Below are 10124 nucleotides of genomic sequence, written 5' to 3'. Positions count from 1 at the left end.
AAAAAACCATCACATGTTGCACAAGCACTTACACCTTGACCCATAAAGGCAGCTTCAGATTCAAGACCTAAATATTGTGCAGTTGCACCTGTTGCAATAATCAACGCATCACATGTGTACTCTTCCATATCACCTTTTAAGACAAATGGTCGAGTTTTTAAGTCTACTTCATTAATATGATCGTAAACGATTTCTGTACCGAAACGTTCTGCATGAGCTTGCATACGTTCCATAAGCACAGGACCAGTTAATCCTTCAGGGTCGCCTGGCCAGTTATCAACTTCAGTCGTCGTTGTTAATTGACCACCAAGTTGTAAACCTGCAATCAGTGTAGGCTTTAAATTTGCACGAGCAGCATATACCGCCGCGCTGTAGCCTGCAGGTCCAGAGCCCAAAATAATTAACCGTGAGTGACGAGCGCTCATTAAAGAACATCCTTTTTATATTGAAACTGGTAAAATTATACGTGAAACCACAGGGGAGTGGGTTAAATCCATCAGGATAATATTGATTAACTCAATCGAATTGGGCTATATCAAGGCTGGATGTTAACAACAACAGTAAACAATCGTGCATCTTTTTTGTAAGAACGAGTGCATAATATTAAACTTATTGATTAAGGTAGCTTAGACCTTAAAAAATAGACAAACAAATAACGAATTGGGTTACAGGACAGTATATGACTGCGGTGTCAAGTGTTTATGCACAACGCTTTTTAATGACATTATTTTTGATTTCTTTTGGCATTTATCTATTTCTTGCCACAGTAACCTACACACCTTTTGATCCGGGTTGGATGCATATATCAAGTGATACACAACAGGTGTCAAATGCAAGTGGTGTGGCAGGGGCGTGGATCGCAGATTTATTGTTTGGCTTTTTGGGATGGGCAAGTTTACTGATTCCACTATTTCTGTTTATCGAAGCAGTACAAGTGTGGTGGCCAAGAAGTTTTCTAAATCGTCCATTTCGTTATGCAGCTCAATTTTTCTTAATTCTGTCTTTGTCTAGCTTGTTCTACTTACATTGGAGTATGCCGGCCGATACTTTAGAAAATGCGGCAGGTGGGATCATTGGTTTTGAACTTGGTCAAAGCCTTAGCCAATTATTGACAATTTACGGTGCAACGCTATTCTTATTAGCATTTAGTATTTTATTAGTCACTTTGGCATTTGGAATCCAATGGAATAAAACATGGGTAACGTTGAAAAATACACCCGCTTACCTACAAGATTTATTTTATAAAAATATTCCTCAGCAAGAATCTGCTTATGACTTGACTGAGCAATTAACAGCAGCAGATACACCCGCAATAAAAAATAAGCAGCAAGCCCAAGAACAAACTGCTGGTGTAGCCAACGATCAATTTAAAGCGGTTGAAGAACCTGTTAAGGCATCAAAACATGATGATCATCATCAACAATTAGCTGAAAAGTTGTTTGCTGATGTTATTGCGAAAGAGCAGCAAAGTAATCAACCTCAAGAAACTCAGTCAACAGAAGATTTTGAAGAGACTTTACAACGTGCTCATCAGTTTGAGACTGAAAGCCAACGTCTTATTCAAACAGGCGAAGTTTGGCGTGCGCTTCAACACGATGATGCGAGTCATAAACAAGAAATTGATGCTTTGCTACGTGCTGCGGATGATTCTGTAAATCCATCAACGCAATATGCTCATCCTTCTCAAACTGAATCTAAAGCAGAACAAGCTGCTCATAGTCACTTAGATTGGAATGATGATCAGATTTTTGATGAGTTACTTGCAGCAGTTCCAAATAGTAAAACTGCGACAGATGTACATACGCCTTTTACTCAAGAAGTACAACCAAGCACGAATATTGTCAGTGAAGTTGAAGCATTACATTTAGAATCCTTTAACGAAGTATCTCAACAGCCTAGATCTGAGTTTACACATACAGTTGAGACTCAACCTCAAGTCAATTCACCTAAAAACTCTGCATCAGATGAATTAGCTAGCTTTGATGACTTTAATGATCTCTTGGTTGATGATGAGCCGCAAAAAGTTAGCCCTCAAACCACTAGCTATGCTCAAACTTCTGCATTTGTAAAAGCACCAATCGAAGTCGCTGCACCAAAAGAAGCTTTATCTAAAGAAGCATTTATCGAAGCTTGGCAAGAGACTGCTGGTAAAGCTGAACCAGATCTGGATATTGAGGAAGACTTTGATTTAGATGCTCCGTTAACGGATGCATTTGGTCGTCCAATGTCGCGCGCAATGCAAGTTGCACAAAAACGTCGTGATCTACCAACTTTACCGGGTTTAGAGTTGCTGGATGAAGTTGATCCAAACAAGAAAGTGAATTTTACGGCTGAGCAATTAGCGCGTTTGTCTGAACTTTTAGAAATTAAATTACAGGAATTTAATGTTAAAGCTCAAGTTGTAGAGGCTCAACCGGGACCAGTCGTTACTCGTTTTGAACTAGACCTGGCGCCGGGTGTAAAAGCATCTAAAGTGACGAATATTTCTCGTGATTTAGCTCGCTCAATGTCAATGGCTTCTGTACGTGTGGTTGAGGTTATTGCTGGTAAACCGTATATCGGTATCGAAGTACCGAATAGTAGCCGTGAAATGGTACGCTTGATTGAGTTACTCAAAACACCTGCATTTGAAGATCCAGCAGGCTTGCTCTCAATGGCGATGGGTAAAGATATTTCAGGCAATCCTGTGATTACAGATCTCGGCAAAGCACCGCATATGTTGGTTGCTGGTACGACAGGTTCGGGTAAATCAGTTGCAGTTAACTCGATGATTTTATCGATGTTGTTGAAATATACACCTGATCAATTACGTCTCATTTTAATTGATCCTAAACAACTTGAATTAGCAAACTATAACGATATTCCACATTTATTAACGCCAGTTGTGACCGATATGAAAGATGCGGTGAGCGCATTGAACTGGTGTGTCAATGAGATGGAGCGTCGTTATAAGCTGATGTCTTTTTTAAAGATTCGTAAGCTTAGTGACTATAACCGCAAGGTAGAAGAAGCGATTGCGAATGGTGAGGACTTGATTGATCCAACATGGAAAGCAAGTGATTCAGTGGTGGGTGAGCGTGCACCGCGATTAACGCCACTGCCTTCAATTGTGATTGTGGCAGATGAGTTTGCCGATATGATCATGCAAGTTGGTAAAAAAGCTGAAGAAATGATCACGCGATTAGCACAGAAATCTCGTGCTGCTGGGATTCACTTACTACTTGCAACACAACGTCCATCGGTTGATGTAATTACTGGTCTAATTAAAGCCAATATTCCTACACGTGTGGCTTTACGTGTGAATAGTAAAATTGACTCTCGTACTATCTTAGATGCGGGTGGAGCAGAAGACTTGCTTGGTCATGGTGATATGTTATTCCTTGGGCCAGGTAAAATTGAACCTGAACGTGTACATGGTGCTTTTATCAGTGATGACGAAGTTAACCGTATTTGTGATGCGTGGCGTGAGCGTGGTGAACCAAACTACGTTGATGAAATCTTAACGCCGTATGATGAAGAACCAACTTCTCGTGGTTTTGAGGATGGGGATGGTGATCCAAGCCGTGATGCGCTGTATGATCAGTGCGTAGCATTTGTGCTCGAAACCCGTAAAGCATCTACATCATCTTTACAGCGTAAATTTAGCTTAGGATATAACCGTGCTGCACGTATCATTGATCAGATGGAAGAGAATGGTATCGTGAGTTCAATGGGGGCGAACGGTAAACGCGAGATTCTCGTTTAATAAGAATAGTGTATGAATAAAGCCTCTATTTAGAGGCTTTATTGCTATATATTTATCAATTTTATATGGTAATAATCACGCTTTTTATTTAAGCTTATCGTTCAAAAAATCAAGTTGAAGGGTGAGCTATGTTAGTCGCATTATGTACACTAATTTTTATTCATTTTTGTGCACTCATCACCCCCGGTCCAGATTTCTTTTTAGTTTCTCAAACTGCGATTAGTCGTTCTCGTAAAGATGCTGTACTTGTTGCACTTGGCATTTGTTTAGGTGCAATGGTCTGGTCACTTTTAGCATTAATGGGTCTTAATATTATTTTTGAAAAAATGGCTTGGTTGAAGCAAGGACTTTTAATTGCGGGTGGTCTTTACCTATGCTGGTTAGGTTATCAGATGCTCCGTTCGGCATTTTCAAAAGGTGAGCAGACTGTAAAACAAATGGTATTACCACAGTCGCCTTATTTGTTTTTTATGAAAGGTTTATTGACGAACTTATCAAATCCAAAAGCGGTCATTTATTTTGGCAGTGTATTCTCATTATTCCTTGCAAACCCATTGTTTGATCAACATCATTCATTACTCTTTATTATCATCGCTGTAGAAACCTTGTTATGGTTTTTGGTGGTTGCTTTTGTATTTTCATTGCCTACATTTAGAGCTGCTTATCAAAACTTTGCAAAATGGATTGATGGCGTCTCTGGCGGGATTTTTACCTTATTAGGTGTGTATCTGATTGGTAGTCAATAATTGCAAAAATAAAAAAGCCTGCATTAAGCAGGCTTTTTTGATGAAGTTGAATTAAGCAAATTTTGCTAAAACTTCTAAGAATCCATCTTTTTGACGAGGGAACTGTGCAATAACATCATGAATCCGTTGACCTTCAGGATTCGTTGCATTCAGATCACGGCCATCAGCTAGGAACTTTGTTAATAAACGTTCATAGTCATTTGGACGCATATGTTTGAATGCATGATATAGCACATGAAAGTCAGCATTGACGCCAGTTGGAGGAAGCTGGTTGAGGTAGGCAAACACACGCTCATCTGACCATTCTTCGTTGAAAGTTGCTGGCTGTGATAATGCCATGACAATCTCCTCTGTCTTATAAAATAATAAAGGCAAAATATGAGGCAGGATTAGAAAAGCATCGCTTTTCCCTGCCGCAAGACGAGAAGCTAGGCTTCAAGTAGGGAGGGATTAGAAAAGTAATACTTTTAAAATTCTGCTGTATATTCTGCCTTTATTTACAAAAGTTCGCTAATGAAAAAACTTCTATCGATCTTCAGGTAAATTGATATTCATTTCTAACATTTCGATATTTGCTTCTGAACGAACTTGCATTTGAATATGCTGTTCATCAACACCGCGTACATAACGGCTTACAACCTGCATGATTTCTTTCTTCATTTGGTCAATTTTATCTTGGCTTAGGCGACGACCTAAACCTTGTTCAGATGCAACAATAACTTTTAAGCGATCTTTGGCAGTTTGTGCACTTGATGGTTTTTCATCACTGCTAAAAAGTTTACTCCAGAATCCTGCCATAATTACGCTCCAAATAGTCTAGCTAACCAACCTTTTGGCTGTACTTCAATGTGTCGATATGGACGGTCTTCGCCAAGGAAGCGAGCCACTAAGTCATCATAGGCTTGTCCAGCTTTAGCTTCAGAATAAAGTATAACTGGCTTACCTTCGTTAGATGCTTGAAGTACACTCGGACATTCTGGAATAACACCCAATGTCGGCACTCGTAAAATATCTTTTGAAATATCGTCAATCGTTAGCATTTCTTGTTTGTCAGCACGTTCTGGGTTGAAACGTGTGATACACAAATGCTTACGGATACGACCTTCGTTTTGTTCAACTTTTTTAGTTTTGCTGTCGAGCATACCGATAATACGGTCAGAGTCACGTACTGATGAAATCTCAGGGTTTGTTACAATGATTGCTTCATCAGCATGATACATGGCTAAAATAGCACCACGTTCAATACCCGCAGGTGAGTCACAGATAATGTAATCAAATTCTTGAGAAAGTTCGTCGATTACACGTGCTACACCATCGTCACTCAACGCATCTTTATCACGTGTTTGAGAAGCAGGGAGGATGTATAAGTTTTCAATATCTTTATCACGGATCAGCGCTTGTTGTAAGCGTGCTTCATTATTAATGACATTTACAAAGTCATAAACTACGCGGCGTTCGCAGCCCATGATCAAATCAAGATTTCGTAAACCTACATCGAAGTCAATCACAACAGTCTTATGACCACGTAGGGCTAACCCTGTTGCAAAAGATGCGCTTGTTGTAGTTTTACCTACACCACCTTTGCCTGACGTTACGACAACAATTTTGGCCACCGAATCCACTCCTATTTATGGTCATACGCCCCTAAAAGGGCTTTTTTGGTGTTTAATCTGATAAATTAAAACTGTAAAGCTTCAAATTCAAGCTCTTGCTTGTTATTTAAATAAATATGTACAGACTTTTTGATCATATCTTTTGGAATATCATCTGCTACGCAATAAGTCCCTGCAATAGAGACAAGTTCAGCTTCGAGCGAGTGGCAAAAAATACGCGCTGAAGTATGTCCACCTGCACCTGCAATGACTCTACCACGAGCATTACCATAAATGTGAATATTTCCAGACGCAATCACTTCTGAACCACTATTCATGCCAGCATTTAAGATGATATCGCCTTGATCTTGGACCAAACATTGGCCTGTACGCAAAATCTCATCATGATAAGAGGTGATATGCGTATTCGATGTATTTTTTTGTGGTGTTTGTATTGCAGAACTCTCTGAAGGTTTCTCTGCTACATGCTCAACGACTTGCTCTTTGGATGCTTTGATTCTTTGTAGTGGTTGGTCTGCAGGAAGTACAGGGAACTGGATCGCACGTGCTTGTTCGCCCAAGATACCATCAATGACAGCCATCGGTTGTAAGCCCAAATCAATCAAAAGCTGAATTAAGGCAATCAGTTCTTGCTCAACTGTACTATCAATAATGACTAAAGTTCCTAAATAAGAACCTTCGCTGAGTGTGTTGCTAAGTTGCTGGCGGATTGCAGTATGGTCATTTGTGTCGAAAGTCAGTCGACTAAAATTCACCATTCTGCCCGTAATCCGTATATCAGCCATAATTTATCCTTCAGGGCTTTTTAAGCGCTCTATTGTGTTAAAGCATGTTGTAAATAAAAGCAAATGCTAGAACAAATTACACGAATTCTCTAGCACGATTGGTAATTTTTCTTGTAATCATTCTGCTTTTTTATCCAATTGATCATGTTCTTCTAACATTTGCTGCCATTGTTTTACTTTTACTTGTTTTCGAATAGCTTCAAGGCTTTCATATACGACGGATTCAACCAATTCTTCTAAGTAATGATTGTCGATATTTAACTCACTGACTTTCTCTGCAATCAGCTGATAACTTTCATTTGGTTTTTGTGGTGAACCTGCGGTAAATGGTTCGATTAGACCAGCGCTAATATTTTCACCTAAGCGTTGTCCTATACTTTGAATTTGTTGTTCGATGCGCCCACCAACAATTGGAATTAGACGTAATAATTGGGTGAGTTCAGGTGTATCCTCAATTGATTGATTCACAATAAGGCCGACTTTTTGCTTAATCGCAGGTTCTTGTTGTTGTAATGCGACAGCAAGCGACTCTTGCAACATCGAAGCAAGTGTTACTGTGAATAATTGTCGATGATGATCTACTAAGTCATGAATAATCTTTTTATGACTTGAACTTGTATCCAGCTCATGTCGAATACCATCAATCACGGTAATCACAACACGATCAGAAAGCTCTTCCATTACGACACGATAGTAAAAGAGTGCTTTGATTCGAAGATTATCAGGAACAACTTTATAACCCAGCTCGTGTAGTCGATAAGCAATAATACCAGCGCGGAATAAACGTAAAAAACGGAAATGCGGAATAATCGCAATGATTTCGTACCAGTGAATAAAAGGGAAGAACCACCAACGCGCATGATGCTTTTGGACAATTGCAAGAAACCAACGTACGGTAAGCTCAGCAATTAAAAAGATAATAAACCACGCTTCTGTGATGATGACCCACGGATGTAAGTGTGTACGATAAAACTCAAGAACACTTGGGAGCTGGATGGTATTAAAAAACCACGCTCCAATATTGCTCATGAGAAAGAAGTTCATGCCCAAACAGAACAGGTTAAAAACAATAATAAAGACCATGAAAATGTCATAGACAAGGAACAGTTTAAAAAACTTACTGCTCGGATTTACATAGTTATATTTAGAGTTTTGATCAGAGTCCTGCTGGGCCATACTTCTATTTAATCCCTTAATAAATTACTGGTTGTATCTGGATTTCATACGAGTAATGAGTTGATCTTTTTCAGTCCAGATTTGATCTACCCACTTTTGGAACCGTTCACGATAAACTGGATCGTCTTCGTAATTACCACCGAGAACCCAATCTGGAATATCAATTTTACGTAAATCGACAGCAATATCTGATACGCCACCTAACCAAAAATCGCCATAACCTGGTGCACCATTTGGATAAACAATGGTCATATCAACGAGAGAATCGATTTTATCTCCCAAGATATTCAATGCCAAGGCCAATCCACCTGCTTTAGGCTTTAATAAGTTTTGATATGGCGATTGCTGTTGAGCATGTTTCTCAGGCGTAAAGCGTGTTCCTTCTAAATAGTTTAATAAAGTAAAAGGTTGACTTAATAGCTGTTCACAAGCTTTGCGTGCTTCGAGCATATCACGATGCTTAAGTTCTGGATTCTTTGCAATTTGAGCCTTGGTATGACGTTTCATCATTGGGAAGCCCAAAATCTTGAAGGCTTGCCCTACAAAAGGAATAAAAATAAGTTCCCATTTGGTGAAGAAACGGGTGAGTGGCATACGTTTTAAACCAAAATATTGATTAACCGTCGTATCGACCCAGCTCTGATGATTACAAATCATCATATAGCGACCTTGTAAATTCAGGTCGAGTTTTTCATCAATCGTGATGTCCCAATTTAGATTTGGTAAGACGTGTTCAATTAATTGATTGTTAATGCCAATCCAGCTATTTGCTAACTGGATATTGGTTTCATCGACTTTTTTTGATTTTTTAAAGAATTTAGTGAAGCCCAAAGCTAGAACTGGAGGACCATGCAAAAATGTACTTCCAGTGATCACTGAACTGACGGTGAGTCCTTTGCTTACTTTTTGCAATAAGGACGCTTTTTTATTTGCGTTAGTCATAAATCGAGCCTTGAGTGCAGACGTTTTAATAAAGATGCTCCAACTATAAACAACAGAGATTGAAATACAACTGTATATTTAGAGATGTTGACATTTTTTATATATTTAAATCATTTAAGCGAGTTTTTCTGTGCAAAATAGGTGAAAACTCAATATATGGAACAGATCTGTTATCTGATGACTTGTTTTGTGATCCGAGTCTCGAAATTCATTTTTAGTTCATAATTGGTCAAACATGGAGGAAGTGTGATGATACCTTCAAGTAAAGTGCATCAAAATATTACAAAAATATAAATAAAGTGTTTATTATTAACAAAATATCAATGGTCTAGCGCAAAGTTCTACTTCATTATTTACCAAGACAACAAAATACATAGACAGGAGCTACGCAATGCGTGCATTAGTAATTTCAACACTCGTAGGGGCTGGATTGGTACTTTCTGGTTGCCAAACAATGAGCGGTCAGGGTAATGATATTGGTGGTGTTTCTTACGACAAATCTGCTTTAGGTGCATTAATTGGTGCGGCGGCAGGTTACGGTGTTTCTAAGGGTATTAACAACGGTAGCAGCAGCCAAAACAACCGTGCGATTGCAATTGGTGCGATTCTTGGTGGTGCGAGCGGTTTATATCTCGATAACAAAGAGAAAAAATTACGTGAGCAAATGGCAGGTACTGGCGTTGATGTAGGCCGTAATCCAGATGGTTCTGTTCAATTGATTATGCCTGGTAGCATTACATTTGATACTAACAAATCAAATATCAAACCTAACTTCTACGGCACTTTAAATAAAGTTGCGCAAGTTTTGGCAGAAGATAACAAGAGTGCGATTCTTGTAACAGGTTATACAGATAATACTGGTAATGACTCAATCAACATTCCATTATCTCAAGCGCGTGCTCAATCAGTTAAAACGTATTTAGCTGGTCAAGGTATTTCAAGCAGCCGTATTGATGCGCAGGGTATGGGGTCTTCTAACCCAATCGCTTCTAACGCGACTGCTGCTGGTAAAGAGCAAAACCGCCGTGTTGAAATCAGCATTTATGCAAAACAGTAATTTTTACTGATTTCTAAAAACCACCTTCGGGTGGTTTTTTTATGGCTTTTAGAATCTCGC

The 10124-nt window shown here is 39.1% G+C and carries 10 protein-coding genes; 3 read left to right on the top strand and 7 right to left on the bottom strand.

Annotated features, from left to right (window positions below; translation table 11 throughout):
* The coding region (locus B4237_RS08100; RefSeq protein ID WP_286942596.1) for an FAD-dependent oxidoreductase at positions 1–425 on the bottom strand (425 nt) is incomplete at its 3' end.
* Between the two features lie 254 nt (positions 426–679).
* On the opposite strand from B4237_RS08100, the gene B4237_RS08095 reads away from it, so the two are divergent.
* Complete coding sequence (locus B4237_RS08095) at positions 680–3745, top strand: DNA translocase FtsK (RefSeq protein ID WP_286942594.1); 3066 nt, start codon at positions 680–682, stop codon at positions 3743–3745.
* Positions 3746–3873: 128 nt separating this feature from the next.
* The gene (gene rhtC / locus B4237_RS08090; RefSeq protein ID WP_286942593.1) at positions 3874–4491 is read left to right on the top strand and encodes a threonine export protein RhtC; all 618 of its coding nucleotides are present in this window, start codon (positions 3874–3876) and stop codon (positions 4489–4491) included.
* A gap of 51 nt (positions 4492–4542) precedes the next feature.
* Here the strand turns inward: rhtC and B4237_RS08085 are convergent, their stop codons facing one another.
* From B4237_RS08085 to B4237_RS08060, 6 genes are all read right to left on the bottom strand, one after another.
* A complete protein-coding gene (locus B4237_RS08085) occupies positions 4543–4830 on the bottom strand; it encodes a PA4642 family protein (RefSeq protein WP_007481225.1) in 288 nt (95 codons plus the stop codon).
* Between the two features lie 186 nt (positions 4831–5016).
* Positions 5017–5289 (bottom strand): cell division topological specificity factor MinE, encoded by a 273-nt coding sequence (gene minE, locus B4237_RS08080; RefSeq protein WP_004663449.1) that lies wholly within the window; start codon positions 5287–5289, stop codon positions 5017–5019.
* 2 nt (positions 5290–5291) lie between these two features.
* Positions 5292–6104 carry a septum site-determining protein MinD gene (gene minD, locus B4237_RS08075; protein WP_019385017.1) on the bottom strand — a complete coding sequence of 271 codons (813 nt, stop codon included), beginning with the start codon at positions 6102–6104 and terminating at the stop codon, positions 5292–5294.
* Between the two features lie 65 nt (positions 6105–6169).
* Positions 6170–6889, bottom strand: a complete 720-nt coding sequence (gene minC / locus B4237_RS08070; RefSeq protein ID WP_007481229.1) for a septum site-determining protein MinC — start codon at positions 6887–6889, stop codon at positions 6170–6172.
* A gap of 117 nt (positions 6890–7006) precedes the next feature.
* On the bottom strand, positions 7007–8065 hold the full coding sequence (locus tag B4237_RS08065) for a preprotein translocase subunit SecA (protein ID WP_278596704.1): 1059 nt from the start codon (positions 8063–8065) through the stop codon (positions 7007–7009).
* A 24-nt stretch (positions 8066–8089) separates the two neighbouring features.
* Positions 8090–9007, bottom strand: coding sequence for an acyltransferase (locus B4237_RS08060; protein ID WP_007481233.1), 918 nt, complete (start codon positions 9005–9007; stop codon positions 8090–8092).
* 391 nt (positions 9008–9398) lie between these two features.
* On the opposite strand from B4237_RS08060, the gene B4237_RS08055 reads away from it, so the two are divergent.
* Entirely contained in the window at positions 9399–10064 is a 666-nt protein-coding gene (locus B4237_RS08055) for an OmpA family protein (protein WP_004881069.1), read from the top strand.
* The last annotated feature ends 60 nt before the right edge of the window (positions 10065–10124 follow it).

Origin of the sequence: Acinetobacter sp. UBA6526, assembly GCF_002434875.1 — a bacterium.
GTDB lineage: Bacteria > Pseudomonadota > Gammaproteobacteria > Pseudomonadales > Moraxellaceae > Acinetobacter > Acinetobacter venetianus.
This window is presented reverse-complemented; position numbering and strand designations above follow the sequence as displayed.